At 69.2% G+C, this 26,121-nt stretch carries 28 protein-coding genes and 1 tRNA gene; 9 read left to right on the forward strand and 20 right to left on the reverse strand.

The genetic code is table 11. The annotated features are described in order from the left end of the window. Positions 1-105: 105 nt before the first annotated feature. Complete coding sequence (locus ACQEU8_RS17160) at positions 106-636, reverse strand: YbjN domain-containing protein (RefSeq protein ID WP_433101478.1); 531 nt, start codon at positions 634-636, stop codon at positions 106-108. Positions 637-737: 101 nt separating this feature from the next. Beyond that, complete coding sequence (gene clpB, locus ACQEU8_RS17165) at positions 738-3,407, reverse strand: ATP-dependent chaperone ClpB (RefSeq protein WP_433101480.1); 2,670 nt, start codon at positions 3,405-3,407, stop codon at positions 738-740. A gap of 188 nt (positions 3,408-3,595) precedes the next feature. Between clpB and ACQEU8_RS17170 the strand changes: the two genes are divergently transcribed. After that, the gene (locus ACQEU8_RS17170; protein WP_433101482.1) at positions 3,596-4,504 is read left to right on the forward strand and encodes a D-alanyl-D-alanine carboxypeptidase family protein; all 909 of its coding nucleotides are present in this window, start codon (positions 3,596-3,598) and stop codon (positions 4,502-4,504) included. A 131-nt stretch (positions 4,505-4,635) separates the two neighbouring features. Here ACQEU8_RS17170 and ACQEU8_RS17175 read toward each other — a convergent pair whose 3' ends face one another. From ACQEU8_RS17175 to dnaK, 4 genes are read right to left on the reverse strand one after another with little or no spacing between them, the layout of a single operon-like run. After that, entirely contained in the window at positions 4,636-5,109 is a 474-nt protein-coding gene (locus ACQEU8_RS17175; protein WP_307808336.1) for a heat shock protein transcriptional repressor HspR, read from the reverse strand. A 1-nt stretch (position 5,110) separates the two neighbouring features. Continuing rightward, positions 5,111-6,304 (reverse strand): molecular chaperone DnaJ, encoded by a 1,194-nt coding sequence (gene dnaJ, locus ACQEU8_RS17180; protein ID WP_433101484.1) that lies wholly within the window; start codon positions 6,302-6,304, stop codon positions 5,111-5,113. A 27-nt stretch (positions 6,305-6,331) separates the two neighbouring features. Beyond that, positions 6,332-7,072 carry a nucleotide exchange factor GrpE gene (grpE, locus tag ACQEU8_RS17185; RefSeq protein WP_433101486.1) on the reverse strand — a complete coding sequence of 247 codons (741 nt, stop codon included), beginning with the start codon at positions 7,070-7,072 and terminating at the stop codon, positions 6,332-6,334. Further along, on the reverse strand, positions 7,069-8,940 hold the full coding sequence (dnaK, locus tag ACQEU8_RS17190) for a molecular chaperone DnaK (RefSeq protein WP_433101488.1): 1,872 nt from the start codon (positions 8,938-8,940) through the stop codon (positions 7,069-7,071). The genes grpE and dnaK overlap by 4 nt, the downstream gene beginning before the upstream one ends. Before the next feature lie 293 nt (positions 8,941-9,233). Between dnaK and ACQEU8_RS17195 the strand changes: the two genes are divergently transcribed. The 4 genes from ACQEU8_RS17195 (at position 9,234) to ACQEU8_RS17210 (ending at position 13,499) form a co-directional block, all read left to right on the forward strand. Next, the gene (locus ACQEU8_RS17195; protein WP_433101490.1) at positions 9,234-11,573 is read left to right on the forward strand and encodes a (Fe-S)-binding protein; all 2,340 of its coding nucleotides are present in this window, start codon (positions 9,234-9,236) and stop codon (positions 11,571-11,573) included. Between the two features lie 244 nt (positions 11,574-11,817). Next, positions 11,818-11,970 (forward strand): hypothetical protein, encoded by a 153-nt coding sequence (locus tag ACQEU8_RS17200; RefSeq protein WP_433101492.1) that lies wholly within the window; start codon positions 11,818-11,820, stop codon positions 11,968-11,970. After that, positions 11,964-12,368 (forward strand): ATP-binding protein, encoded by a 405-nt coding sequence (locus ACQEU8_RS17205; protein WP_433101494.1) that lies wholly within the window; start codon positions 11,964-11,966, stop codon positions 12,366-12,368. Before ACQEU8_RS17200 ends, ACQEU8_RS17205 begins: the two co-directional genes overlap by 7 nt. Positions 12,369-12,527: 159 nt before the next feature. Continuing rightward, entirely contained in the window at positions 12,528-13,499 is a 972-nt protein-coding gene (locus ACQEU8_RS17210) for a Yip1 family protein (RefSeq protein ID WP_433101496.1), read from the forward strand. A gap of 117 nt (positions 13,500-13,616) precedes the next feature. Here the strand turns inward: ACQEU8_RS17210 and ACQEU8_RS17215 are convergent, their stop codons facing one another. The 3 genes from ACQEU8_RS17215 to dcd form a co-directional block, all read right to left on the reverse strand. Beyond that, on the reverse strand, positions 13,617-15,155 hold the full coding sequence (locus tag ACQEU8_RS17215) for a ricin-type beta-trefoil lectin domain protein (RefSeq protein ID WP_433101498.1): 1,539 nt from the start codon (positions 15,153-15,155) through the stop codon (positions 13,617-13,619). A gap of 166 nt (positions 15,156-15,321) precedes the next feature. Further along, the gene (locus ACQEU8_RS17220; protein ID WP_433101500.1) at positions 15,322-15,825 is read right to left on the reverse strand and encodes a phosphoribosyltransferase; all 504 of its coding nucleotides are present in this window, start codon (positions 15,823-15,825) and stop codon (positions 15,322-15,324) included. Positions 15,826-15,900: 75 nt separating this feature from the next. Next, entirely contained in the window at positions 15,901-16,476 is a 576-nt protein-coding gene (gene dcd / locus ACQEU8_RS17225) for a dCTP deaminase (RefSeq protein ID WP_433101502.1), read from the reverse strand. A gap of 601 nt (positions 16,477-17,077) precedes the next feature. Between dcd and ACQEU8_RS17230 the strand changes: the two genes are divergently transcribed. Then, a tRNA-Gly gene (locus ACQEU8_RS17230) sits at positions 17,078-17,151 on the forward strand. A 50-nt stretch (positions 17,152-17,201) separates the two neighbouring features. Here ACQEU8_RS17230 and ACQEU8_RS17235 read toward each other — a convergent pair. From ACQEU8_RS17235 to ACQEU8_RS17285, 11 genes are all read right to left on the reverse strand, one after another. Beyond that, a complete protein-coding gene (locus ACQEU8_RS17235; protein ID WP_433101504.1) occupies positions 17,202-18,365 on the reverse strand; it encodes a tyrosine-type recombinase/integrase in 1,164 nt (387 codons plus the stop codon). Continuing rightward, positions 18,365-18,577, reverse strand: coding sequence for an excisionase family DNA-binding protein (locus ACQEU8_RS17240; RefSeq protein ID WP_433101506.1), 213 nt, complete (start codon positions 18,575-18,577; stop codon positions 18,365-18,367). Before ACQEU8_RS17240 ends, ACQEU8_RS17235 begins: the two co-directional genes overlap by 1 nt. Beyond that, positions 18,574-20,052, reverse strand: a complete 1,479-nt coding sequence (locus tag ACQEU8_RS17245; protein ID WP_433101508.1) for a replication initiator — start codon at positions 20,050-20,052, stop codon at positions 18,574-18,576. The genes ACQEU8_RS17240 and ACQEU8_RS17245 overlap by 4 nt, the downstream gene beginning before the upstream one ends. Continuing rightward, complete coding sequence (locus ACQEU8_RS17250) at positions 20,053-20,325, reverse strand: SpdD protein (protein ID WP_433101510.1); 273 nt, start codon at positions 20,323-20,325, stop codon at positions 20,053-20,055. An 11-nt stretch (positions 20,326-20,336) separates the two neighbouring features. After that, positions 20,337-20,531, reverse strand: coding sequence for a hypothetical protein (locus tag ACQEU8_RS17255; RefSeq protein WP_433101512.1), 195 nt, complete (start codon positions 20,529-20,531; stop codon positions 20,337-20,339). A 22-nt stretch (positions 20,532-20,553) separates the two neighbouring features. Next, on the reverse strand, positions 20,554-20,745 hold the full coding sequence (locus tag ACQEU8_RS17260; RefSeq protein ID WP_433101514.1) for a mobile element transfer protein: 192 nt from the start codon (positions 20,743-20,745) through the stop codon (positions 20,554-20,556). Between the two features lie 2 nt (positions 20,746-20,747). After that, positions 20,748-20,933 (reverse strand): hypothetical protein, encoded by a 186-nt coding sequence (locus tag ACQEU8_RS17265; RefSeq protein WP_433101516.1) that lies wholly within the window; start codon positions 20,931-20,933, stop codon positions 20,748-20,750. A 14-nt stretch (positions 20,934-20,947) separates the two neighbouring features. After that, a complete protein-coding gene (locus ACQEU8_RS17270) occupies positions 20,948-21,559 on the reverse strand; it encodes a DUF2637 domain-containing protein (RefSeq protein ID WP_433101518.1) in 612 nt (203 codons plus the stop codon). Between the two features lie 87 nt (positions 21,560-21,646). Next, on the reverse strand, positions 21,647-23,014 hold the full coding sequence (locus tag ACQEU8_RS17275) for an FtsK/SpoIIIE domain-containing protein (protein WP_433101519.1): 1,368 nt from the start codon (positions 23,012-23,014) through the stop codon (positions 21,647-21,649). A gap of 3 nt (positions 23,015-23,017) precedes the next feature. Beyond that, positions 23,018-23,368: a hypothetical protein gene (locus ACQEU8_RS17280; RefSeq protein WP_433101521.1), complete on the reverse strand. Its 351-nt coding sequence runs from the start codon at positions 23,366-23,368 to the stop codon at positions 23,018-23,020. A 201-nt stretch (positions 23,369-23,569) separates the two neighbouring features. Then, the gene (locus tag ACQEU8_RS17285; protein ID WP_433101523.1) at positions 23,570-24,358 is read right to left on the reverse strand and encodes a GntR family transcriptional regulator; all 789 of its coding nucleotides are present in this window, start codon (positions 24,356-24,358) and stop codon (positions 23,570-23,572) included. Between the two features lie 113 nt (positions 24,359-24,471). Between ACQEU8_RS17285 and ACQEU8_RS17290 the strand changes: the two genes are divergently transcribed. Genes ACQEU8_RS17290 through ACQEU8_RS17300 form a run of 3 tightly spaced genes read left to right on the forward strand, consistent with a single transcriptional unit; the run spans position 24,472 to position 25,730 of the window. Next, a complete protein-coding gene (locus ACQEU8_RS17290) occupies positions 24,472-24,879 on the forward strand; it encodes an NUDIX hydrolase (RefSeq protein WP_433102463.1) in 408 nt (135 codons plus the stop codon). 45 nt (positions 24,880-24,924) lie between these two features. Further along, positions 24,925-25,398, forward strand: coding sequence for an ATP-binding protein (locus tag ACQEU8_RS17295; protein WP_433101525.1), 474 nt, complete (start codon positions 24,925-24,927; stop codon positions 25,396-25,398). Beyond that, positions 25,395-25,730, forward strand: a complete 336-nt coding sequence (locus ACQEU8_RS17300) for a hypothetical protein (protein ID WP_433101527.1) — start codon at positions 25,395-25,397, stop codon at positions 25,728-25,730. Before ACQEU8_RS17295 ends, ACQEU8_RS17300 begins: the two co-directional genes overlap by 4 nt. The last annotated feature ends 391 nt before the right edge of the window (positions 25,731-26,121 follow it).

Consider the following 26,121-nt stretch of genomic DNA (forward strand, 5'->3'; position numbering starts at 1 on the left):
CCGGGTGAACCAGCGGGAGGGCCACAGCAGGGGGCGGTGAACAGCGCGAGGGGCCGGGCGCACGCGGGGTGTGCGCCCGGCCCCTCGGCTGTGCGGTGCCGACGGCTATGCGCTGTCGCCGTCCCCCTCGGAGGAGTCGATGTCCTTCTCCAGGCCGAACTGCTCCACCAGCCACTTGTCGAACTCGATGGAGGCACGCACCCAGCTGACCGTGGACGAGACGAAATGCTCCAGCGAGACACCCGTGCCGACCAGCATCTGCGCCTCGCCGATGAGGCGGACGCTGCCGTCGTCGTGGGTGTGGCTGTAGACCTTGGGCCACAGGGTGCGGCGGTTCCAGTCGTCGATGGCCTCGAGGAGCTTGGGCTTGTCCTCGATGGTGTGCGGCCGGTCATAGAACGTACGGACCGAGAAGACCTGCTGCTCCTCCTCCCCTCGGAACATGAAGTAGGTGCGGAACTCCTCCCACGGCGCCGCGAGGTCTCCCTCGTCGTCGACGACGTACTTCAGCTCCATCTGGTCCAGGAGCTGCTTGACGAGGTCCTGGTCGGGGATGATCGGTCCGGTGGGACCGGACTCCTCCGGCTCGTCGGGCTGGCCCCCGAAGTTCGGGATCGAGGACGGGTCGATGCTCACGTGGGTGTTCCCTTCATACGGCTCCGTCCATCCTCCCGCACCCGCCCCCCGCAATGACAACCCTGGAGGTCGGCGCCCTCCGATGCGCCGGGACGGACGAGTCAGCCCGCCGCGGGCGCGCTCTGCGCGGAGCCCACCATCAGCCCGTCCCAGCCCTCGACGCGGTCCACCCGCACGGTGTCACCGTCTCGGACCTCACCAGCGAGGATCTCCCTCGCGAGCTGGTCCCCGATGGCGGTCTGCACCAGCCGCCGCAACGGCCGGGCGCCGTACGCGGGGTCGTTGCCCTCGGCCGCCAGCCAGTCCAGCGCCTCCGGGGTGACGTCCAGCGTCAGCCGCCGCTCGGCGAGCCGCGCCTGGAGCGCTTCGACCTGGAGCTGGGCGATCCGCCGCAGCTCGTCCCCGGCCAGCGCGGAGAAGACGACCAGATCGTCCAGCCGGTTGAGGAACTCGGGCCGGAAGGTCGCCCGCACCGCCGCGAGCACCTGCTCGCGCTTCTCCTCCTCCTTCTTGGGCCCCTCCTGCCCGATGGCGGGCAAGGAGGGAGGGTCCATCAGGAACTGACTGCCCAGGTTGGAGGTGAGGATGAGGATGGTGTTGCGGAAGTCCACGGTGCGGCCCTGGCCGTCCGTGAGCCGGCCGTCGTCGAGGACCTGCAGCAGCACGTCGAAGACTTCGTGGTGTGCCTTCTCCACCTCGTCCAGCAGTACGACGCTGTACGGGCGCCGCCGTACGGTCTCGGTGAGCTGGCCGCCCTCCTCGTAGCCCACGTACCCGGGCGGCGCGCCGACGAGCCGGGCGACGCTGTGCTTCTCGCCGTACTCGCTCATGTCGATCCGGACCATCGCCCGCTCGTCGTCGAAGAGGAAGTCGGCGAGCGCCTTGGCCAGCTCCGTCTTACCGACGCCGGTCGGGCCGAGGAACATGAAGGAGCCCGTGGGGCGGTTGGGGTCGGCGATACCGGCCCGGCTGCGGCGGACCGCGTCGGAGACGGCGCGCACGGCCTCGGTCTGGCCGATCAGCCGCCGGCCGATCTCCTCCTCCATCCGCAGCAGCTTCTGCGTCTCGCCCTCCAGCAGCCGGCCCGCCGGGATACCGGTCCAGGAGGCGACGACGTCGGCGATGTCGTCCGAGCCGACCTCCTCCTTGACCATCTTGTCGTTCTTGCCCGACTGACCCGCGGCGGCCTCCTTCTTGGCCTCTTCCTCCTCCTCGGTGGCCGCGGCCAGCTCGCGCTCGACGGCCGGGATCTCGCCGTAGAGCAGCTTGGAGGCGGTGTCGAAGTCGCCGTCGCGCTGGGCGCGCTCGGCCTGGCCGCGCAGCTCGTCCAGCTTCTCCTTCAGCTCACCGACGCGGTTGAGGCCCTGCTTCTCCTTCTCCCAGCGGGCGGTCAGGCCGCGCAGCTCCTCCTCCTTGTCGGCCAGCTCGCGGCGCAGCCGCTCCAGCCGCTCGACGGAGGCGGGGTCGGTCTCCTTCTCCAGGGCCAGCTCCTCCATCCGGAGCCGGTCGACGGAGCGCTGGAGCTCGTCGATCTCGACGGGTGAGGAGTCGATCTCCATCCGGAGCCGGGAGGCCGCCTCGTCCACCAGGTCGATGGCCTTGTCGGGGAGGAACCGGGAGGTGATGTAGCGGTCCGAGAGTGCAGCCGCCGCGACCAGCGCGCTGTCGGAGATCTGCACCTTGTGGTGCGCCTCGTAGCGCCCCTTGAGGCCGCGCAGGATCGCGATGGAGTCCTCCACGGTGGGCTCGGCGACCAGCACCTGCTGGAAGCGGCGCTCCAGGGCCGCGTCCTTCTCGATCCGCTCGCGGTACTCGTCCAGCGTGGTGGCGCCGACCATCCGCAGCTCGCCGCGGGCCAGCATCGGCTTGAGCATGTTGCCCGCGTCCATGGCGGAGTCGCCGCCCGCGCCCGCGCCGACGACGGTGTGCAGCTCGTCGATGAACGTGATGATCTGGCCGTCGCTCTCCTTGATCTCGGCCAGCACGGTCTTGAGCCGCTCCTCGAACTCGCCCCGGTACTTGGCGCCCGCCACCATGGCGCCCAGGTCGAGGGCGACCAGCCGCTTGTTCCGCAGCGACTCGGGCACATCGCCCTTCACCACGCGCTGGGCCAGTCCCTCGACGACGGCGGTCTTGCCGACGCCTGGCTCGCCGATGAGGACGGGGTTGTTCTTCGTACGACGGGAGAGCACCTGCACCACGCGGCGGATCTCCTGGTCCCGGCCGATGACCGGGTCCAGCTTGCCGTCGCGGGCCGCTGCGGTCAGGTCGGTGCCGAACTTCTCCAGGGCCTTGTAGGTGCCCTCGGGGTCCGGGTTGGTGATGCGCCTGCTGCCGCGCTGCCCGTTGAAGGCGTCCAGCAGCCTCTTGTCGTCGGCGCCCTGCTGCTTCAGCAGCTCGGCGACGGCCCCGCCCTTGGCGGCCAGCGCGATCAGCAGGTGCTCGGTGGAGACGAAGCTGTCGCCGAGGTCCTTGGCACGCTGCGCGGCGTCCGCGATCACGGCGAGCAGGTCACGGTCGGCCTGCGGCCGGCTGACCGTCTGCCCCTGCACGGTGGGGAGCCCCGCGAGCTGCCGCTCGGCGCCCGAGCGCAGCGCCGCCTGGTCGGCCTCGACGGCGGCGATCAGGTCCTGGATGTTCTCGTTGTCCTCGCCCGTGAGCAGGGCGAGGAGCAGATGGGCCGGGGTGATGTCGGGGTGGCCGTCGGTCACCGCGCGGTCGTTGGCCGCGCTGATGGCGTCCCGGCTCTTGTTGGTCAGCTCCGCGTCCACTTCCTGCGCTCCTCCTCCAGTGCTGTCCGTAGCGCCCGCCATCGGCGCTTGCTACCTACAGCATGCAACAAGTTGAGTCTATTCCGCTCAATGCAAAAACGTCTACTATCGCCTTTAGTTCCCGGCCGCTCCAGGACCCGGGTACCCGCCCAACGAGCCGCGCCGAAGCGGCATTTGGAGCTGACGAAGTGAAAATTGGCATTGCTGGCACCCACCGTGTCGTCACGGTGATGCTCACCTCCGGAGCCGTGCTGACGACGGGTGCGCTGGCCGCCCCGGCCGCCACGGCGTCCCCCGCCGCAGCCGTCGCGGCGAAGAAACCGTCCATCACCGCCCGGGGCGGCTATGTGATGAACAGCGGCACCGGGAAGAGCCTCTACACCAAGGGCGCCGACACCCGGCGCTCCACCGGCTCGACCACCAAGATCATGACGGCTCGGGTGGTGCTGGCGCAGAAGAACCTCAACCTCTCCCGCAAGGTCACCATCCGGAAGGCCTACAGCGACTACATCGTCCGCAACACCGCCTCCTCGGCCCGGCTGATCGTCGGCGACAAGGCCACCGTCCGCCAGCTGCTGTACGGACTGATGCTGCCCTCGGGCTGCGACGCCGCCTACGCGCTCGCCGACACCTTCGGCAAGGGCAGCACCCGCAAGGCGCGGGTGAAGTCCTTCATCGGCCAGATGAACTCCACGGCCAGGAGCCTCGGCCTGAAGAACACGCACTTCGACTCGTTCGACGGCATCGGCAGGGGCAGCAACTACTCCACCCCGCGCGATCTGACCAAGCTCGCCCGCAACGCGATGAGCTACTCGACCTTCAGCTCGATCGTGAAGACCCGCTCGACGAAGCAGAAGACGGTCACCAAGAGCGGTGGCCACCGCTATATGTCCTGGGCCAACACCAATCCGTTGCTGGGCAGCTACTCGGGTGCCCTCGGCGTCAAGACCGGCTCAGGCCCCGAAGCCAAGTACTGCCTCGTCTTCGCCGCCAAGCGCGGTGGCAAAACGGTGATCGGCACCGTGCTGGCGTCGTCCTCCGCCGCCAAACGTGCGACGGACGCCAGGAAGCTCCTGTCGTACGGCTTCGCGAAGTAAGCCCTCACTGGCCGCTGCGGGCCCAGCCCCGCCCCTCCCCGGTTGTGGGCATCTGTTCCTCCCCCAGCCTCCGGCCGGGGGGACCCCCAGGCGGAACGGGTGGGCACAACCGGGGTGAGGAGCCCGAGGGGTTACTCCCTCGGTTTGGGGCGCCAGACCACCAGGGCGCTGGAGGAGCGCACATCCTCGTACGGCACCAAATCGCGCCGATACGAGGCATGCACCTGCGCCTCCCGCTGCTGCATCGCCGCCGCGGCGCCCTCAACCGCCGCGGACAGCTCCGCCACCCGCTGCTGAAGCGCCGCGACCTGGTTCTCCAGCTCGATGATCCGCTTGATCCCGGCGAGGTTGATGCCCTCGTCCTGGCTGAGCCGCTGCACCTCGCGCAGCTGCTCGATGTCCCGCGCCGAGTAGCGCCGGCCCCGCCCGGGCGTGCGGTCGGGCGAGACCAGCCCCAGCCGGTCGTACTGCCGCAGGGTCTGCGGATGCAGCCCCGAGAGCTGGGCGGCGACCGAGATGACGTAGACCGGAGATTCGTCCGTCAGCTCGTACGCCGCGGAGCGCCCAGCCGCGAATGCTCGTCTGCGTCCGTCCCGGCCGTCCACCTCAGTCTCCCTTCGCTGCCTTGAACAACGCGGCCCGCGGATCCTCTCCCGCCGTCGCGTCCCGGTAGGACTCCAGGGAGTCCTTCGCCTTGTCGTCCAGATTCTTGGGCACCGCGACCTCCACTGTCACCAGTAGGTCGCCGCGGGTTCCGTCCTTGCGGACCGCGCCCTTGCCCCGGGCCCGCATGGTGCGCCCGGACGGCGTACCCGGCGGGACCTTGAGGATGACCGGTGGGCCGCCGAGCGTGGGGACCTTCACCTCGCCGCCCAGCGCGGCCTCGGGGAAGGTGACCGGCACGGTGACCGTCAGGTTGTCGCCCTTGCGCCCGAACACCGGGTGCTTGTCCACGTGCACGACGACATACAGGTCGCCGTTGGGTCCGCCCCGCTCGCCCGGGGCGCCCTTGCCGCGCAGCCGGATGCGCTGCCCGTCGGTGACGCCCGCTGGGATCCGCACCTGCATCGTCCGCGAACTGGTCGCCCGCCCGGACCCCTTGCAGGTGTCGCACGGGTCCTGCGCGATCAGCCCGCGGCCCTTGCAGTCCACGCACGGGTCGGTCAGCGAGAAGCCGCCGCCCGTGCCCCGCGAGACCTGCCCGGTGCCCACACAGGTGGGGCACACCCGCGGGGTGCCGTTCTTGTCCCCCGTACCGGCGCACTCCTTGCACGCGGCGCTGGAGGACATCCGCAGCGGGACCGTGGCCCCGTCCACCGCCTCGGTGAAGCTGAGCGTCACCTCGGACTCGATGTCCTGGCCGCGCCTGGGCTGGGTGCGGGTACCGGCGCCACCGCGGTTGAACAGCCCGCCGAAGACATCGCCGAGCCCGCCGCCGAACCCGCCAGGACCGCCGGCACCGCCGCCGCCCTGGCCGCCGCCGAACAGATCGCTCAGGTCGAAGTTGAACGTTCCGGCGCCACCGGGCCCGCCCGGACCGCCGCCCGGCCGGAAGCCCCCGTTGCCGAAGAGGGTGCGCGCCTCGTCGTACTCCTTGCGCCGCTTGGGGTCACCGAGCACGTCATACGCCTCGGAGGCGTCCTTGAAGCGCTCCTCGGCCTTGGGGTCACCGGCGTTGGCGTCCGGGTGGTTCTCCCGGGCCAGCTTGCGGTACGCCTTCTTGATCTCGGCTTCGGTTGCGTCCTTGGGGACGCCGAGGACCTTGTAGTAGTCCTTCTCGATGAAGTCCTTGGTACTCATCCTCGACGTCCCTCCTCCCGTACGCGGTCAGCCCTCGTCCGGGCCACCGTTCTCCTCTTCAGCCGCCGGTGCCTCGGCCCCGGCCTCACCCTTGCCGCCGGTACCGCCTGCGGCGCCGGGCTGCGGCTCGGCGACCCCGACCCGTGCGGGACGGATGGTCCGCTCGCCGATTCGGTACCCGGGCTGGAGGATCTGCACGCACGTCGTCTCCGTGACATCCGGAGAGTAGGAGTGCATCAGCGCCTCATGGACCGTCGGGTCGAAGGGCTCGCCCTCCTTGCCGAACTGCATCAGGCCCAGCTTGGCGGCGACCATCTCCAGCGACTCGGCGACCGACTTGAAGCCGCCCACCAGCTCGCCGTGGTCCCGCGCCCGGCCGATGTCGTCCAGCACCGGCAGCAGCTCCGTCAGCAGGTTCGCGACGGCGATCTCCTTGACCGCCGCACGGTCCCGCTCGACTCTGCGGCGGTAGTTCTGGAACTCCGCCTGGAGCCGCTGCAGGTCCTGGGTGCGCTCGTTGAGGGCCTTCCGGGCAGCCTCCAGCTCGGTCGCCGGGCCGCCCTCGGCGGCCTCGCCCTGCTCCGGGCCGGCGCCTTCCGCCTCCCGCATCTCCTGCGTGCTCACTTCGGCCTCACTGCCCTGCGCCTCGCCGGCCGGCGGCGTCCCACCGGCCGCCTCCTGCTCGGCGGCGGCACGGTCGGCATCGGTCAGCTCACCGGCGTCGGCGGGAACGTCGGGCTCCTTGAAGCCCGCGGTCTCCTCCGTCACGCCGCACCATCCTTCGGCTTCTGGTCCTCGTCGACGATCTCGGCGTCGACGACGTCATCGTCGCCGCCCTCGGGCTTGCCCGCACCCGCGCCGGCCGCACCGGCACCGGCCTCGGCAGCGCCGGCCTGGGCCTGCTGCGCCTCGGCGTAGAGGGCCTGGCCCAGCTTCTGGCTGGTGGCCGCGACCTTCTCGGACGCCTCGCGGATCGCCGCGGTGTCGTCGCCCTTGAGCTTCTCCTTCAGGTCCTCGAGGGCGGACTCCACCTCCGACTTGGTGTCGGCGGGGACCTTCTCCTCGTTGTCCTTGAGGAACTTCTCCGTCGTGTAGACCAGCTGCTCTGCCTGGTTCCGCGTCTCGGCGGCCTCGCGGCGCTTGTGGTCCTCCTCGGCGTACTGCTCCGCCTCGCGCATCATGCGCTCGATGTCTTCCTTCGGCAGGCTGGAGCCGCCGGTGACCTGCATCTTCTGTTCCTTGCCCGTCCCCAGGTCCTTGGCGGAGACGTGCATGATGCCGTTGGCGTCGATGTCGAAGGTGACCTCGATCTGCGGCACGTTGCGCGGGGCCGGCGGCAGACCCGTCAGCTCGAACATCCCGAGCTTCTTGTTGTACGCCGCGATCTCCCGCTCACCCTGGAAGACCTGGATCTGCACGGAGGGCTGGTTGTCCTCGGCCGTGGTGAAGGTCTCCGAACGCTTCGTCGGAATCGTGGTGTTGCGCTCGATCAGCTTGGTCATGATGCCGCCCTTGGTCTCGATACCGAGGGACAGCGGAGTCACATCCAGCAGCAGGACGTCCTTGACCTCACCCTTGAGCACACCCGCCTGGAGAGACGCACCGATGGCGACGACCTCGTCCGGGTTCACACCCTTGTTGGCGTCCTTGCCGCCGGTCAGCTCCTTGACGAGCTCCGCGACGGCGGGCATCCGGGTGGAGCCACCGACGAGCACGACGTGATCGATCTCGCTGAGCTGAATGCCCGCGTCCTTGATCACGTTGTGGAACGGCGTCTTGCAGCGCTCCAGCAGGTCCTGGGTCAGCTGCTGGAACTGCGCGCGGGTCAGCTTCTCGTCCAGATGCAGCGGGCCCTCGGCGGACGCGGTGATGTACGGCAGGTTGATCGTCGTCTCGGTGGACGAGGACAGCTCGATCTTCGCCTTCTCCGCGGCCTCACGGAGCCGCTGGAGGGCCATCTTGTCCTTGGCCAGGTCCACGCCGTGGCCGGAGTGGAACTGCTTGACCAGGTAGTCGACGATGCGCTGGTCCCAGTCGTCACCACCGAGGTGGTTGTCGCCGTTGGTCGCCTTGACCTCGACGACACCGTCGCCGATCTCCAGCAGCGAGACGTCGAAGGTACCGCCACCGAGGTCGAAGACCAGAATCGTCTGGTCCTCCTTCTCCAGCCCGTAGGCGAGGGCGGCGGCGGTCGGCTCGTTGACGATCCGCAGCACGTTCAGGCCCGCGATCTCGCCGGCCTCCTTGGTGGCCTGCCGCTCGGCGTCGTTGAAGTACGCCGGAACGGTGATGACCGCGTCGGCGACCTTCTCGCCCAGGTACGACTCGGCGTCCCGCTTCAGCTTCTGGAGCACGAACGCGCTGATCTGCTGCGGGTTGAACTGCTTGTCGTCGATACCGATCTTCCAGTCGGTACCCATGTGCCGCTTGACCGACCGGATCGTCCGGTCGACGTTGGTGACCGCCTGCCGCTTGGCCACCTCACCGACGAGCACTTCGCCGTTCTTCGCGAAGGCCACGACGGACGGCGTGGTCCTGGCGCCCTCGGCGTTGGTGATGACGGTGGGCTCACCGCCCTCGAGAACACTGACGACGGAGTTCGTCGTACCCAGGTCGATGCCGACCGCACGAGCCATTTCGGGTTCCTCCAGCTTGGTCTTGAGTGAAGCTGACTCAAGAGTGCACGACCGGGGAATTTGCGTCAAGAAGACTGAGTCAGGGCGACTCAAGGAGAGTGATTACAGTGCGCGCATGGACGCCTGCGGCGGGCCAGAAAGGCGGCCGTCGACCGCCCGCCACCGCCCCGGTACGGGGGCGACGCAAATCACCGAGGCGTGCGGTACAGCGATCCGCGACAAGTGGGTAGTCTCGTACGGACTGGATAAGTTACTGCTTAGTAAACGCCGCCTCCGTGCTCCGAGGAGCCGCTATGCAACTCGCCGCGATCGTCGTCACGCTGCTGCTCACCGCGGTCGGCGTTGCGCTGTTCGCCCGCGCCATCGCGCAGATCTACCGCTTCGTCAAGCTCGGACAGCCACTCCCCGCGGGCACCCGCAAGGACAGTCCCAAGCAGCGAACGGCCACGCTGGCCAAGGAGTTCCTCGGGCATACGAAGATGAACAAGTGGGGCGTCGTCGGCGTGGCCCACTGGTTCGTGGCGATCGGCTTCCTCACCCTCCCGCCGACCATCATCAACGCCTACGGCCAGCTCTTCCAGGCCGACTGGACGCTCCCGATCGTCGGCGGCTGGCTGCCGTACGAGATGTACATCGACTTCATCGGCTTCGCGACCACGGCCGGCATCGCCGTCCTCATGGTCATCCGGCTGCTGAGCCTGCCCTCCCGTGCGGGCCGCAAGTCCCGCTTCGCGGGCTCCAAGGCGTGGCAGGGCTACTTCGTCGAGTACGTCATCTTCATCATCGGCCTCGCCATCCTGATGCTGCGCGGCCTCGAAGGCGCACTGCACCACGTGGACAGCTACGAGCCCGCCTACTTCGTCTCGTACCCGCTGGTCGCGGCGTTCCACGGGCTGGATGTCAGCACGCTCCAGAACCTCGTCTACGTCTGGGCGCTGATCAAGCTCGGCACCACGATGATCTGGATGATCACGGTCGGCCTGAACACCAACATGGGTGTGGCCTGGCACCGCTTCCTGGCGTTCTTCAACATCTGGTTCAAGCGGGACGCCAAGGGCGGCGCGGCGCTGGGTGAGCTCCAGCCGATGATGTCCGGCGGCAAGGTCATCGACTTCGAGACGGCCCTCGACGAGGACAACGAGGAGGAGGTGCGGTTCGGCGCCTCCCAGGTCGAGGACTTCTCCTGGAAGGGCATCCTCGACTTCTCCACCTGCACCGAGTGCGGCCGCTGCCAGTCGCAGTGCCCCGCCTGGAACACCGGCAAGCCCCTCTCGCCGAAGCTGCTGATCATGTCGCTGCGCGATCACGCCTACGCCAAGGCGCCGTATCTGCTGGCCGGTGGCGGCAAGACGATGGAGGGCGAGGAGAAGGCCACCGAGGAGCAGCTCAAGGGCGTTCCGCAGAGCGCGCTGGACGAGGCCGAGCGCCCGCTGGTCGGCACGGCGGCAGCGTCTGATGGCGGCTCCGCCGCGGCGAACGGGGTCATCGACCCGGACGTGCTGTGGTCCTGCACCACCTGCGGTGCCTGCGTCGAGCAGTGCCCCGTCGACATCGAGCACGTCGACCACATCGTCGACATGCGCCGCTACCAGGTGATGATCGAGTCCGCGTTCCCCTCCGAGGCGGGCACGATGCTCAAGAACCTGGAGAAGAAGGGCAACCCCTGGGGGCTTGCCAAGAAGCAGCGGCTGGAGTGGACGAAGGAGCTCCAGAAGGAGGCGGGCTTCGAGGTGCCGATCGTCGGCAAGACGATCGAGGACCTCACCGAGGTCGAGTACCTGTACTGGGTCGGCTGCGCGGGTGCCCTCGAGGACCGCGCCAAGAAGACCACCAAGGCGTTCGCGGAGCTGCTGCACATCGCCGGCGTCGAGTTCGCCATCATGGGCGGCGACGAGAAGTGCACCGGCGACTCGGCCCGCCGCCTGGGCAACGAGTTCCTCTTCCAGCAGCTGGGTGAGGAGAACGTCGGCACGCTGAACGCGGCCTTCGGCGAGGACGATGAAGATCCGTCCACCCAGAAGCCGAAGTCCTCGAAGAAGATCGTCGCCACCTGCCCGCACTGCTTCAACACGCTCGCCAACGAGTACCCGCAGCTGGGCGGCCACTACGAGGTCATCCACCACACCCAGCTGCTCCAGCACCTCATCGACGAGGGCAAGCTGGTGCCGGTCACCCCGGTCGAGGGGCTGATCACCTACCACGACCCGTGCTACCTGGGCCGCCACAACAAGGTCTACACGCCGCCGCGCGAGATCATCGGCCGGGTGCCGGGGCTGCGGAACGAGGAGATGCACCGGCACAAGGAGCGCGGCTTCTGCTGCGGCGCCGGCGGCGCCCGCATGTGGATGGAGGAGCGCATCGGCAAGCGCATCAACAACGAGCGCGTGGACGAGGCGCTGTCCCTCAACCCGGACATCGTCTCGACGGCCTGCCCGTTCTGCCTCGTCATGCTGACCGACTCGGTCAACGGCAAGAAGAACGACGGGAAAGCCAAGGAGAACCTCCAGGTCGTGGACGTGGCCCAGCTGCTGCTCGACTCGGTCAGGACCCCCGGCGAGCCGCCGACGGCGGACGGCGAGACGGCGAAGGACCCGGAGCCGGAGCCCGATCCGGAGCCCGAGCCGGCGAAATAGCCGCCTGGTTCATGCCTCCGGTGGCCTGAACCGAGCGCTTCGTCCAGTCCGCGACGACCGGTCCCGTACCCACGGGGCCGGTCGTTGCGCGTTTTCCAGCAAGTCGTGGTCAAATGCGATCAGTTAATGCACCACACGAGCCAAACCGCTGTCGCGGTATACCCATTGCAGCGTGCCGGGCCTAGCCTCCTAACCGCGCTTACGCACGCGGCGGAGCGGCTGGACAGGCGAGGAGGAGCACCAGGTGGCGGACCGTGAGGCCCTGGGCCGTACGGCCCAGGACGGACCGGCCGAAAACGACCGGCCCCCGGGCCACGACGCTAGCGCGGTCACCGGCGTCCCGCGTGCCGTACGGGCCCGGCCCCTGCCCGCCGTACGGGAGGGTGCCGGATGCTGACCCCCGAGCTGCTGTGCCGCCTCCGCTTCACCCTCCGTGACCTGCCCCGGCTGCGCGCCGAGGTCGAGGCGCGGGCCGCCTCGGCGGGGCTGAACGAGCCGCGCAGGGGTGAGTTCGTCGTCGCGGTCGACGCGGTGGCCACCAACGCGGTCGAGCACGCGGGCGGCGGCGGACAGCTCGTGCTGCGGCACCTCGGCGACGAGCTGGAGTGCCAGGTCGCCGACTCGGGGCCCGGCTTCACCGAGGACGTCATCCCCGAACTGCTGCCCGGCCTCGACGGTGCGACCAGCGGCCGCGGGCTGTGGCTGGCCAAGCTGGTGACCGACCGGCTGACCGTCGCCGACGCGGCCGGCCAGGGCTCGGTCGTCACCTTCGCCGTCCGCCTTCCGGGGGAGTGAGCCCTCCTCCCGGGTAAGGGCCCGGCGGCGCCGTCTCCACCCCAGGTGGGGGCCGCACCACCCGGTTCCCCTAGGGGATGTCACAGGTCAGCAGCGATGTCCGGTCATCTCGCCCGGCTGTGGCACGCGGGGACCGCAGAACACGGTACGTTCGATTGCGTGGCTGGTTTCAGGAGCGGACGCGGCCGGGACTCCCGGGGCGCGCAGCAGCATGGGCAGTACCCTCAGCACCCCTCGGGTCCGCCGTACCCGCAGCCGGGTCCCGGCGCCGGGCCCGGCCCGGGAGCGGGACCCGTTCCAGGGCCGCCAGGACCCTGGCAGGGCGGCCGGGGACACGACGAGCCGGAGTACTTCGGTGACCCCCACGCGCAGCACCACGGGGGCCCACAAGGTGCCCCGCACGGGGGGCCGCAGGGCTGGCACGGGCAGGACCCGTACGCCAACAACCCGGGTCACACCCAGCAGTTCAGCATCCACGACCCGTACGGCCCCGACGGCGGGCACGGTCCGCAGGGCGGCGGCCAGGACGGCTACGGCTACAACGACGGCGGCACGTACCACGCGGGCAACGCGCCCGCGCCGCCGTCCGGGCCCCGGCTGCACTGGAAGGAGCTGCTGACCGGCGTCGTCCTGCGACCGAACGCCACGTTCTGGCAGATGCGGGACTACGCGATGTGGGGCCCCGCGCTGATCGTCACGTTCATCTACGGGCTGCTGGCGGTCTTCGGCCTGGACAAGGCGCGCGAGGACGTCCTCAACACGACGCTCTCGCAGGCCGTGCCCTATGTGCTGATCACCGGCGTCGCCGTGGTGATCGCCGGGCTCATCCTGGGCGCCGTCACCCACACGCTGGCCCGCCAGTTCGGCGGCGACGGGGCCTGGCAGCCCACCGTCGGGCTCGCCATGCTGATCATGTCGCTGACGGACGCGCCGCGGCTGGTGTTCGCGCTGTTCCTGGGCGGAACGGCCACCCTGGTGCAGGCCCTCGGGTGGGCGACCTGGGTGCTCGCCGGGTTCCTGTTCACCTCGATGGTGAGCCGCTCGCACGATCTGCCCTGGCCGAAGGCGCTGGGCGCCTCGGCGATCCAGCTGCTGGGCCTGCTGTTCCTGATCAAGCTGGGCACGCTGTAGGCGTCGACGCGCTGGTAGGTGCCGGGCACGCGCTGTGTGCCCGGCACTTGGTGTACGTAACGGAGCCCCGCCCCCTCCCGCAGCACAGCGGGAGGAGACGGGGCAGCGCCGTCCCTCTCAGCCGGCGAACCGCTGTGCTGCCGAGCCGTCACACGTGGCGAGCTTCGCCCGTGCCTCCGCGCCCGGCAGCGTCACACACAGCCCCGTGTCCGAGGCGGGCCGGATGGTCGCCCCGTTCCGTACGAACTGCTGCGCTGCGGCACCGGAGCAGTTGCCGAGCTCCAGCCCGGCCCCCTGCTTGACGCCGCCCTCACCCTGCACGCACCGGTCGTGCGTCTGTCCCGCGTAGAGGGACTTGCCCGCCGCGTCGTACCACCACAGCTGGTTGCGCTTGTCCGCGCCGCAGGCCCAGCCCCGTACGTCGGTGCCGACCGCGCTGGCGGCGCCGTCGGCGTCCAGACAGCTGCCGGTGCCCTCGTTGCGCAGCGGCTTGAAGGTGTCGTCCCAGGCCAGCTGGTACAGCTTCGGCTGGCCGGCGCCAGCGGGGTCGGCGCAGGAGGCCTCCCGTACGCCCTGCCGGCCGGCCTCGTACATCTTGGTGAAGCACTCGGCGAACGCGCCGTGCCCTCGCTCGTTCGGGTGGAAGGACTGGCGCACGGAGTTGGAGTCCGGCGGGAACGGATTGCTGAGGTCCACATACAGTCCGCGCGCCCAGGGGTTCTCCATGCACACCTCGTGGCCGTGGAAGAGGCGCGAGGCGTCCAGATAGCTGACGCCGGTGCGCTTGGCGACCGACCGGATGCCCTGCTCGAACTTCGGCACCGCCGCGTTGCGGCCCCAGGCGGCGTCACTGGTGTAACCGACGCAGCCTCCGATGAGCTTGCCGGGGAACTTGGGGTTGTCCTTGATGTCGGGGCCGATGGGGCTGGGGTAGGCCATCAGGACGAGCTGGTAGTCGCCGTCGGCGTAACCGGCGTCCCGCATAACGGCCTTGAGGTCGCCCACGGTCCGCTCCACCTTGGGTACGAGCCCGTCGATACGGCCCTGCCAGCCGGGGGCGTACTTGGACTCGCACGGGCCCTGGAGGGTGAGGTAGCGGGTGACGCAGTCGGTGATCACAGGGCCGAACTGGAGATCGTCGTTGGCGCCGACGACCAGCATGATCTGCTTGAGCCGCGTGTTGCGGGCCTTGATGGCGAGGCTGTCGCTCTGCACCAGTTCGTCGGCGTACTGCTTGGTGCCGCCGACCCGTACGTTCTCGGTACTCGCGCCGGAGCAGGCGACGTTGTACGTCACGTCCGCGCCGATGCCCGTACGGTGTACGGCCGCATCCGGCGACCTGTGGCACCAGTTGTCCGGCCCGTCGGTGCCCGGCTCGTACGTACCGACGCCCTCACCCGAGATCTCGCTGTCGCCCAGCGAGATGACACCTGTCTTGCGGTCGGCCATGGGCCGCTCGTCCGGGCTGCCGTAGAGCTTCCTGGCCTCCTCCGCCCGGATCTTCTCCAGCTCAGCGGGCAGCGGCGTGCTCGCGCTGCTGCCGCTGCCTGCCTTCGTACCCGCCCCGCTCGTGGGCGCGGCAGTCGCCGCACCCGCACCCCCGAACACCATGAGCAGAGCTGCCGCGAGCGCTGTCGCGGATCTCATACGCGCCATCAGGTGGTCTCCCTACGGCTGGCAACTGTTGTTGTTACCAGCGGTACCTACCCGCAGGTACCGAAGAAGGGAACCACCCGTGCCCAGAACACTGCGCAGCGCTCAAACCCCGACATCCGCCGGACACCGGGGAATTGACGCGTCCCGCGCCGCTCTCAGGCCGTCCTCAGGCGTCGAGAACCTGACCCGCACGGCGGACGACAGGCGGCTCGACGGACCACGGGAAGTTGATCCACCGGTCCGTACGCTTCCAGACGTAGTCGCACTTCACCAGCGAGTGCGACTTCTCGTAGACCACCGCGCTGCGCGCCTCGGCCACATGCTCGGCGCAGAAGTCCTGCACCAGCTTGAGCGTCTTGCCGGTGTCGGCGACATCGTCGGCGATGAGCACCTTCTTACGGCTGAGGTCGACGACGTTCGGGACAGGAGGCAACATCACTGGCATGGCAAGTGTTTCCCCCACACCGGTATAAAACTCGACGTTCATCACATGGAGGTTCTTCACGTCGAGTGCGTAGCCGAGCCCACCCGCCACGAAGAGACCGCCGCGGGCGATCGAGAGGATGATGTCCGGCTCATACCCGTCGTCGGCCACCCGCTGCGCCAGCTCCCGGATGGCCTGGCCGAAGAGGCCGTACGTCAGGTTCTCGCGCTCGCGCTCGTCACTCACAGGTGTTGCTCTCCAGCTGTCTCGTCTCGGCTTCGGGCCACTCGGACGTGGTCCGGTGCAGACGTGGTCCGGTGCTCAGACGTGGGTCCGGTGGAAGTTCAGGTACGAGCGGGAGGGGGTGGGTCCGCGCTGGTCCTGGTAGCGGGAACCGTACTGCGCCGACCCGTACGGGAACTCGGCGGGCGAGGTCAGCCGGAACATGCACAGCTGGCCGATCTTCATCCCCGGCCACAGCTTCATGGGCAGCGTCGCGACATTTGACAGTTCGAGGGTCACATGGCCGGAGAAACCCGGGTCGATGAACCCGGCCGTCGAATGCGTCAGCAGCCCCAGCCGCCCCAGCGAACTCTTCCCCTCCAGCCGCGAGGCCACGTCGTCCGGCAACGTGATCACCTCGTACGTCGACGCCAGCACGAACTCCCCGGGGTGCAGGATGAACGGCTCGTCGCCCTCGGCCTCGATCAGCCGCGTCAGATCGGGCTGCTCGACGGCGGGGTCGATGTGCGGGTACCGGTGGTTCTCGAACACCCGGAAGAAGCGGTCCAGCCGGACGTCGATACTGGAGGGCTGCACCATGGCCGGATCGTACGGATCGATCCGCACCCGGCCGGCATCGATCTCGGCCCGGATGTCCTTGTCTGAGAGAAGCACGGGCCGAGACTACGCGCACGAAGCGGGGCCGGCCCAATCGGACCGGCCCCGCGGGGGTGGGGAATCCCGGGAGGGAGCTCTGTCGAGCCGAGGGGCTCGGCCTCGGGGGACCCCCCCAGTCAGCGGGAGCCCCTTGTCATCGGAGCCCTCCTACCATCGGGAGCCCTCTTGTCATCGGAAGCTCTCTGTCATCGGAAGCCCCTCTCAGCCCTTCCGCTGCCGCCCCACGGGCACCGCCTGCCGGAGCCGCCCGCACCGGGGACAGCGCAACAGCCGCCCTGGTCCGATCCGGGAGGATCCCAGCTGCTGCATCGGGAACGTCGTGGTGCTGAACACGTGCCCTTCGGCACACCGGACGACCGTGGATTCCATCGCTTCCCTCTCCCCAGTCACGTGGATGCGTGGACGACAAAAGCCACGTTAGGGGATGAGTCCGACGCCCCCGCGCCCGGCACTCCACACCCACCGTACGCCCCCCAACTCCCTTGCCAGACACCCGGAACGCCCCCTCACCACAACAGAAAAACCCAGGCCATATGCGGCCTGGGTCTCCCATGAGGTACAGTGTCCGACGACGAGCCACCACCACTTCCGGCTCCTCGCGGGCGTAGTTTAATGGTAGAACATGAGCTTCCCAAGCTCAGAGCGCGGGTTCGATTCCCGTCGCCCGCTCCATGATGAAGACCCAGGTCAGAGACCTGGGTCTTATTTGTTGCCGGGGCGGGTTATGTGTCCCGTGCCCGTCGCGTGCCCGATGGTGGCGGCGCCGTCTTGTTGCTGTTTGAGCGTGCCCGACGAGCCTGTACGTAAGCGTCGATGCCGTCGGCCACCTCGCGCTGCCGGTCGTCGTTCGAGTGCTGGTACCGCAGCGCCGCCTTCTCCGAGGACTGGCCGGCTCGGACCATGGTGTCCTTGAGGGTGGCGCCCGATCGCGTCGAGATCGTGTGGCCCGTGTGACGTAGATCGTAGAAGCGAAAGTTGGTCGGCAGGCCCACTTTCTCTCGTGCCTTCCGCCACTTCCGCCCGAAGGAGGACCGCCGGAACGGAGCGCCCTTCTCCCCCACGAACAGCAGCCCATCGGGTTCCTTCTCGGCGAACAGCTCCAGGTGCAACCGCAGCTCCGGCTCCAGGAAGGCAGGCAGCGCGATGAACCGCTTTCCGGCCGCCGACTTCGTGTCGCCCGGAGCACGGCGGCCGGTGCACAGCTCCGGCTCGGCCGTACGAATCCAGACGCCGACGCGGACGAGGTCCACATCCGGCCGCCGCAGCGCCGCTTGTTCCTCCGGCCGGGCGGGCCCGTACGCCTGGATGTAGACCATCAGCCGCCAGCGAGGGCCGAGGGCGTCAGCGAGGGCGTCCACCTGGTCCACCGTTGCCACAGGACGCTCGTCCGCCATCTCTTTGCCCGCTCCCCGGATACGGCAGGGGTTGCGGCGAAGCAGCTCGTCATCCACGGCGGTCTCGAAGATGGACTTCAGCAGTCGGTAGGACTTGGCGACGGTCGTCGGCCCCGTCTCCTTGAGCCGTTCGGTACGCCAGGTGCGGACGTGCGGAGGCGTGACGCTGTCCAGGTCCACCTCTCCGAAGGTCGGCAGAATGTGCAGGCGCAGGAGACGGCGGTACAGCTCGTCCGTGGTGGCCGAAAGACCACGCTCCGCCACCCACTGAAGCGCGTACTCCTCGAAGTTGACCGCGCCCGCGTCCGGGTCCCGCCATTCGCCGCGCCGCAGCTCGGTCTGCTGCTCGGCCAGCCAGTCGTCCGCGTCCCGTCTGCTCTCGAAGGTGACAGGAGCCGGGCGGTCCACGCCGTCCGGGCCGAGGTACCGCGCCTGAAACCGGCCGGAGGGCAGCTTGCGAATGCGCCCGAAGCTCCGCTTCTTCTTCGCCATTACGCAGCCCTCCCGTAGCGGGAGCGTGTGCGGTGGCGGGGCTGGACTGTGTGCGCCTCGATGTAGGCGGCCAGTGCGCTCTCGGGGATGCGGACGTGACGGCCGACCTTGACGAAGGTGATGCGGCGCTCCGCGATGAGACGGCGCGGGAAGCGGGGTGTGGTGCCGAGGACTTCGGCGACCTGATCGACGCTGAGGTACCGATCCGTCATCGGGCGCTGTCTCCTTCCGGGGCGGTGGGCGTTGGGGTGTCGGCGAGGGAGGCGGACAGCCATTCCTCGGTGGGGGTGAGGCCGGTTCCGGCGTAGGCCCAGTGAGCGAGCACGAGGGTTGTCGTCTCGTCTGCACCATCCACAGGCTGTGGGTCTTCTCCGCGTGCGATGGCGGCTTGGAGGCGGCGCCATTCGGCACGGGCGGTGCGCAAAGCGCCAAGAGTGGTGGAGTAGCGGCGGGTTTTGGTGGAGAAGTGGCCGCGGAAGCCGAGCATGTGGGCCCAGGCGCGTAGGCGGAGGTGTGCGAGGTCTTTGTGGGCGCCGAGGGCCCAGGCTGTGCCGATGAGGCGTTCGGCGTGTTCCGGGAGGTTGAGGGTTGCCAGTTCGGCGATGAAGCGCAGACGGCGGTCCAGGGTGCCTGTGGCTGTCTCGGCGCCTTTGGTGGCGTACTTGGCGATGTAGGCGGCCACGGCGCGGTCGGTGAGGGCTTGGCCGACGTCGAGGTCGGGGCCGTGAATGGTGCGGATGTCGAGCTGGCGGCCGAAGGCGAAGGTGTGAGTGCGGCCGTCGAGGACCGGACCGGGCACGACCGCGCGGGATGCTGCCGCACGGATGGCGTCGGTCAGTAGCGCGGCCGTGGCCCAGTGCGGAGGTCGGGATTCGCCGCCTGCGGGGCCGTCGAGGCGGATGACGGCATGGAAGTGAACCGCGCCCCGCTTCTGGTACTCGGCCACCTTCGCGAAGGAAACCCGGGCACGCTCCGGGAGCTCTCGTTGGGTGAGTCCGGCGCGGCGTGCGATTTCGCGGCGGAGGTGGATGGTGAAGCGGCGCCAGAGCATGCCCGCGTGGGCGTTCCAGAGAACCGCGGATTCGTAGTCGTAGCGCTCCGGGTCCAGCGGGGTGCCGAGAGCGGGATCGTCCGGGGGGTGGCGACGGCCGCAGCGGCACGGACGCGGACGGCCCTGTGTGCCGGGCCGGTTGTGGACGGGACCGAAGCTCGGCGCGGTGAACGTCGCGAAGACGCGCGGATGTGTCGTGACTTCTTCTGGGGTGCCTTTGCCGCCGCGTAGTCCGGTGGTGATCAGGTGGTAGGTGTCGCGGCGGTAGGTCTCGGCGCAGGCGGGGCAGCGGGTTGTGCGGCGGTTGCCGCAGCGGATCAGGAGGTCACCGGCAGGCAGCTCGGCGGAGTCGAGGCGGCGCAGAGCCGGGCCGATCTCGCCGGTCGTGGTGTTGAGGCGGTGTTCGGTGCGGTGGCCGGCCAGGCGGATGGGGTTGGTGCAGCCGCCCAGGCTGGAGAGCTGGCGGAGGATACCGGGCAGGGTGCCGGTTGCTGCGAGGTTCGCCAGCTCTGGGAGCGGGGGCGGGGTGGGTCGGGTGATGATGGCAGTACTCCTTCTCAGGCTTGCGAGTCGGGAAGGGGCAGGGCTGCCGGGGCGGCGGATGCTTGGCGGTATCGAGGCCGCCCCGGGAGCCATTCAGCGGTTGTGGTGCTGAGAGCTGAGCAGCCAGCGCAGCACAACGGCCGCGACCGCTACCGAGACGGCCGAGACGGCGACAGCCGTCAGCAGGGCCGTCAGGACGACACCGCCCACCAGGACCAGGCCGACAGCGCCCGTACTGACCGAAGGCAGCGACCGGCGAGCCGGAGCCGTGGGCGCGTGGGAGGGCTGGCAAGAGCAGGCGGGTTCATTTGCGTCTGTCGTGGCCGGGAGGTTCGGGGCCGGGGGTAGTTGGGGGCGCAGCAGCATGGATGACTCCTTCAGTCGTGGGTGCCGTTGACGGTTTCGACTCCGTTGCGGGTGCCGTTGTCGATGGCGGGGGCAAGGAAGGTGTCGGCGAGGTAGAAGCCGAACAGCGCGATCACGACGACGAGCCAGACGCGGACGCCGAGGAACTTCACAGCGCCCCAGACCAGCAGGCCCAGCACAACGACCAGGGGCAGCTCTACATTCACGGGGTGGATCTCCTGTCTGTGGTCAGCGAACGGGGCAGCGGTGCGTGCGGGCGGCCAGCTCGGCGGCGGCACGCGAGTCGTAGTCGGCCGAGAAGCCGCAACGTGGGGCGGTGCAGGCGGCGGTGTGCTTCTCCCGGCCACGGCTGTCGTGGGCGGTGCCGACCTGTACGGGGCCGATGCGGGTCACGGAGCGGAAGCGGCGGTTGAGGGGCATGATCAGTCCTCCGAGCGCAGGCGGGCGGGGTTGGGGAAGTGGCGCAGGATGCGGGCCGCTTCGTCGGGATCACTGGTGAGTGAGGCAGCTTCTTCTGCGAGCAGCCGGGCGAGGAACGGGCGGCCGGTGTGGGCCATCTCGTGTGCGGCCTCGAGGAATTCGGCGCGGGTCAGGGTGTGTCCGGGCATGGCTGGTCTCCCTGTCAGGTCAGGTGGGCGGCGATCTGGTCGGCGAGGGGCGCGGGGACGCCGAGGCGGGCGCGGAGCGTGTCAGCGTCGATGGGTGCGCCGGTGCGTGTCTGGTGGGCGTCGGCGATCCTGCGGGCGTGCTCGATGAGGGCGGCCGGTACCGGCGTCGTCGGCGCAGGTGCGGCCGGTTCATCCGCAGCCGGGCGTGATGGCTCGGCGTCCGGCGCGGGCGCTTCCTTGTCCGTGGCGTCCGGCGATGGTGCCGGGGTGCTGTGGGCGAGGAGGGTTCCGCCGAGGAAGGCCAGCGCAGGCCATCCGGCGACGAGGATGCGCAGCCAGCCGGGCACGTCGCCCAGGTCGAGGAGCCCGGCGGTGGCGATGTTGGCGCCCAGGGATGCCGTCAGGGCGACGAGAAACCAGCACCAGCCAGCCGCCCGATCGTGGCCGGAGCGCAGCCGACGCCAGGCCGCGACCAACAGCAGATCGACCGACACCGGGTAGGCCCAGGCTTTCCAGCCGTCTTGCCCGGCGGCCGAGGCCAGGTCGTGCAGGTGCGCGAAGGACAGCGCGGCAGCAATCACCGCCTGCACCAGCACCGCATCCACCCGGGCGAGTTGGGCGCGCACAGGGGCACCTCCTTTCTGTTTCCGGCATGGGAGGGGTAGGGAGCTGGCGCGAGGCGGACGCGCCGGCCGAATCGGAGAACGGAAGGGTCAGGCGGTAGCGGGCCGGGGCTTGGTCAGCGAGGCAGACCGGACGAGCGAGGCGGCGGGCCGGAAGGGCTGGAGTGCGGGCAGGTCCGGCACCAGATCGGCGGAGCTCTCACAGCGCGCGGCAGCATCGGACAGGGACAGGTACGGAGTGCGGATGCGGGACCAACCGCCAGACGTGTCACCGACCACGGCCAGCCCAGGCCGCTCGGGCGCGATGGTGCAAGCGGCGCCGACCGCTTCGGGAGCGATGTCGCCCAGCGCCATCTTGGCCGAGGGCTCGTCGTTGACCCGGTGGCAGACCCGCCCGGAGAGCTGGGCCCGCAGCATCGTCGCGCCCTTGCCCAGCTCGGCGCCGAAGCGCTGCCCACACACCTCCAGATAGATCCCGGCAGCCCGCCCGAGCTGGGCGAGCCGGATGAGCTGGGTGACCATCTCATCCCGCCGCTCCTCGTCCTTGCGGGAAGCGACGAGGAAGAGTTCGGCCACCTCGTCGACGAACAGCACGATCGGCACCGGCCGTTCGCCCTCCGGCAGGCCCCACACGTCCGAGGTGATCTCTTCATCGGGTGTGGACGGTGCGATGCCCTGCCGGGCGCGTATCAGGTCGTAGCGGTCCTCCATCTCCTGTACGAGTACGGGCAGCAGCTCGGCAGCCTGCCCCGGGTCGGTGGCCAGCGCGGAGAGCCGGGGCGCGAACGGCGCCAGCTCCACCCCGCGCTTGCAGTCGATACCGGCCAACGCGACCGGCTGACCGGCAAGCCCGGCGATCAGGTGCCGCAGGTACATGGACTTGCCCGACAGCGTGGCCCCCAGCACCAGCTCATGCGGGATAGCGCGGAAATCGCGTACGAAGGCGGTCGCGTCCTCCCGCAGCGCCACCGGCACCCGCAGAAACCCACCACCCGCCTTACGCGGCATCCGCACCCGCCGCAGGACATCGAAGGCGACCAGCCGCAGCTCGACCACGCCGGGCTTGACCGGTTCGACATAGACGCCATGCACGCCCCAGGCATGCCGCAGCCGCTCAGCCGAGGCGGCTATGTCGGCAGGCTCCTGCCCCGCCGCCAGCCGCAGCCGGAGCCGCAGACCCGTCGAGGTCGGCCGCAACATCCCACGCCGAGGGGGCACCGGCCGCACTTCCCGGCGAGTGGTGGCGCGGACGGCCAGCGCCCGCAGGCGGGAGGGCTCCACCGTCAGCCCGCACGAGTCCATGACCGACCCGTAGGAACCCACCAGCCGAAGGGCCGAGGCAGGCATGCCGACCGTGGACCCGTACGCGGCCGGGTGCCGGGCCCGGAGGTAGGCAGCACCAGCACCGAGACCGGCAACCGGACCGCCCACCTCCACCAGTGTCATCAGCTCGGACACGGGTCAGGCCCCCACGCCCGCCGGAACGGCGCCCGGGGCGACAGCGGCAGCGCGGTAGGCGATGCCGTGCCGCTGCTGCCCGTTGAACACCGACTCCCACGGACGAGCCACCAACCCCGGCAGGGAGACCGGCGCCCCCAGCGTCAGCCCTTCAGTGATGCCACTCTCGGGCACGGTCACGTGGATCAGCGAGGACTCACCCTCATCGATGTAGACAACGCCGACCTTCATCAACGCCTCACCGCTCACCGCATCCTTGGCACGCTCGCCAGTCTGACGATCCCGCACCTTCGGCGCGGGTGCCTCGGTCAGCAGGATCGTCGCGGTAGAAGTCTCAACTCGAATGGTGCGCAAGGTCGTTCTCTCCTTCGTGTGTACACCGGACTACGATGGCTAGTCGTCTAGACAAGCTCATGTGGCAGATCCCGGCGTGCCGTTGGGATGCAGACCACTGTGCCACAAGTCTTGGCTGCTCGTCTATACGAGTATGCCTCTAGGTGTGTACGAGTCCGGAGAGATGACCCGCACCAAGACGTCGAGAGCTCCCAAGAGTCCTCAGTTTGCGGGGAGTTGGTAGGCCAGTACGTAGGCGTCGGCAGCCATGACGGTGTCGCAGACCTCCACGGCGCGGCCCTCGGTGTCGTAGGCGGTCCGGATCAGACTGATGACGGGAACGCCGGAAGACAGCCGAAGCATCTTCACCTCGGCCGGAGACGGCATTCGGGCGCGCACCTCTTCGTCGAAGTGGTCCAGGCGGTGCCCCAACTCTTCCAGCCGGGCGTAGATACCGCCGGGCCCGGGGTTGGGTTCGGCGATCTGCGTACCGCGCGCCAGGTCCAGAGGGAGGTACGAGACAGCGAACTCGACGGGCCGTCCGTCCAGCAGGTACCGCCGACGCCGGGCGAGGACCTTTCGGGCCGACCCGAGCCGCGCGGAGATGTCCGGGATGGGCTTCTCCTCCCTCACCTCAAGACTGTCCACTTCGGGCTTGCTCCCCGCGGCTTCCGCTTCCACCGTGAAGGCCGACTTCCCCTGATCACGATGACGCCGCGCGAATCGGTCCGAGGCCAGCCGCCGCACTGGGGGCCGTGGCCGGACGAAGACGCCCTTGCCGTGCTCGGAGGAGACCAGCCCCTCACTCTGGAGGATCGAAAGCGCGTTGCGGACGGTCATCCGGGAGACGCCGAAGTGCTCAACGAGCTCGGATTCGGAGGGCAGCTTGGCGCCTTCCTTGAAGCGGCTCTTGTCGATGGCTTCCCGGATCTGGTCGGCGATCTGCCGGAAGACCGCTCGATCGCTGGTGGGGTCGAGGGCACCGAGAATGCCGGAGGGAAGAGCTGCCATGTGTGTACTCCTTTGGATATCTAGACGAGATGCTGAGTGCTGTTGCTACGGTGGAGAAGCCTAGCCATCTGAGGGGACCGAGGAACGTGAGCACGGTAGAGCGCCCCCACTCCGTGAGCGTCGCAGGGGTCATCGTTGACGACGCGGGCCGAGCGCTGCTCATCCAGCGCCGCGACAACGGCCAGTGGGAGCCGCCCGGCGGCGTCCTGGAGCCCGGGGAAACCATCCCCGACGCGCTTCAGCGCGAGGTCCTCGAAGAGACCGGGTTCAAGATCGCTCTCCCAGCGATACTGACCGGCGTCTACAAGAACATGACCGGCTTGATCGTCTCGCTTGTCTTCCGCTGTGAGGCGGCGGACGGCTCCCCGACCACCGGGGAGGAGACCTACGCCCTTCGCTGGGCCACCCGCGAAGAGATCACCCAGCTCGCCGACGAGGCATACGCAATCCGCGTACTGGACGCGCTCGATGGGGCATCCCCGCCGGCCGTCCGAGCCCACGACGGCGTGCGACTCGTCTAGCACACACCCACCACCCATAGCGGCCACCAGCATGAAGGAACTTGTATGCACGAGTATATGAGTACGAGGCGCATCTGGGAACTCATCTGTCCAGGACTCCCCGAAGAGGTCGGCCGGGCCCGCCGCTGGACCCGCGATGTGCTGCACGACAGTCCTCACGCGGAGGACGCTGCACTGATCGTGAGCGAGCTGGGCACGAACGCGCTGCGGCACTCGGCGAGCGGCGGCCCCAACGGGAGCTTCCATATCTCCCTGCTTCGGTCACCCGGCGCCGTCGTCCTGGCGGTCACGGACATGGGCAGGGCCACGACCAAACCCCACGTCGAGAACCCGGACGAGAACGACGCCCACGGCCGGGGCCTGGGTCTGGTCACAGCACTGGCCAACCGAGTACGGGTCACCGGGGACGGCACGGGCCGCACGGTCACCGTCGAGATCAACGACAAGTACCGGGCATCGGCCTCGCGATCACTGCCAGGGGCGCGCAACGTACGGCCCGCCCCGAGGTCGATGACATGAGCGGGCAGGAGCTGCCGCCTCAACTGGTCTACTACTGCGAGTGCTACGTCAATGCGCGCCGCATCGGCTCATTCGACGCCCATAGCCCTCATGAGGCACTCAACTGGGTTCGCGTCAGCCTGATCACGGTCATCAAAGCCCTGGACGACGCGCCGCACAGAGAGGCCCGCAACTGGCTCAACCACGGCCAGCACTCAGCAGCCCGTGACCTCGAAGCGGGCAAGCCCCACACTCTCACTCTCAAGCAGCGCACCACTCAGGCCACTTGGACAGTCAGCCCAATAGCCAGCCCGCCCACACACGAGGCATGCACACACGAGGCACGTGCGTAACAACTTTCTCTACGACTTCAAGGCGCCCCGCTGACGCGGGCCGCGCGCGCTGGCGGCCCGTGGTCGCCGCCCGCTCCTGTCTCCGCCCCGCTCCGCGCCGACCCCGGACCGCTCAGCGCGCAGAACCGAACAGCAACCCGTATGGCCCGTAAAGCTCCAGATCACCTCGGCCCGCACGACTCAGCCGACCAGCGGGCCCACACCAGCACGCACGACCAAGCGCACGAAGCCGATCAGCCCTGTACCACCGGACCAAACGCGCCGATAAGGCCCGTGAGGCGGCGCCCAGGTCTCGTCGCGGTCTGCGGGCCGGTCCCGCCATCGACAAGTGGTCGGCCGGGGCAGAGCGGAGGCGTCTGCGGGTCAAAGCTCAAAGCCGGGAAGCGTGGCT

This window comes from Streptomyces sp. CA-250714 (assembly GCF_050936705.1).
In the GTDB taxonomy this organism is placed as follows: domain Bacteria; phylum Actinomycetota; class Actinomycetes; order Streptomycetales; family Streptomycetaceae; genus Streptomyces.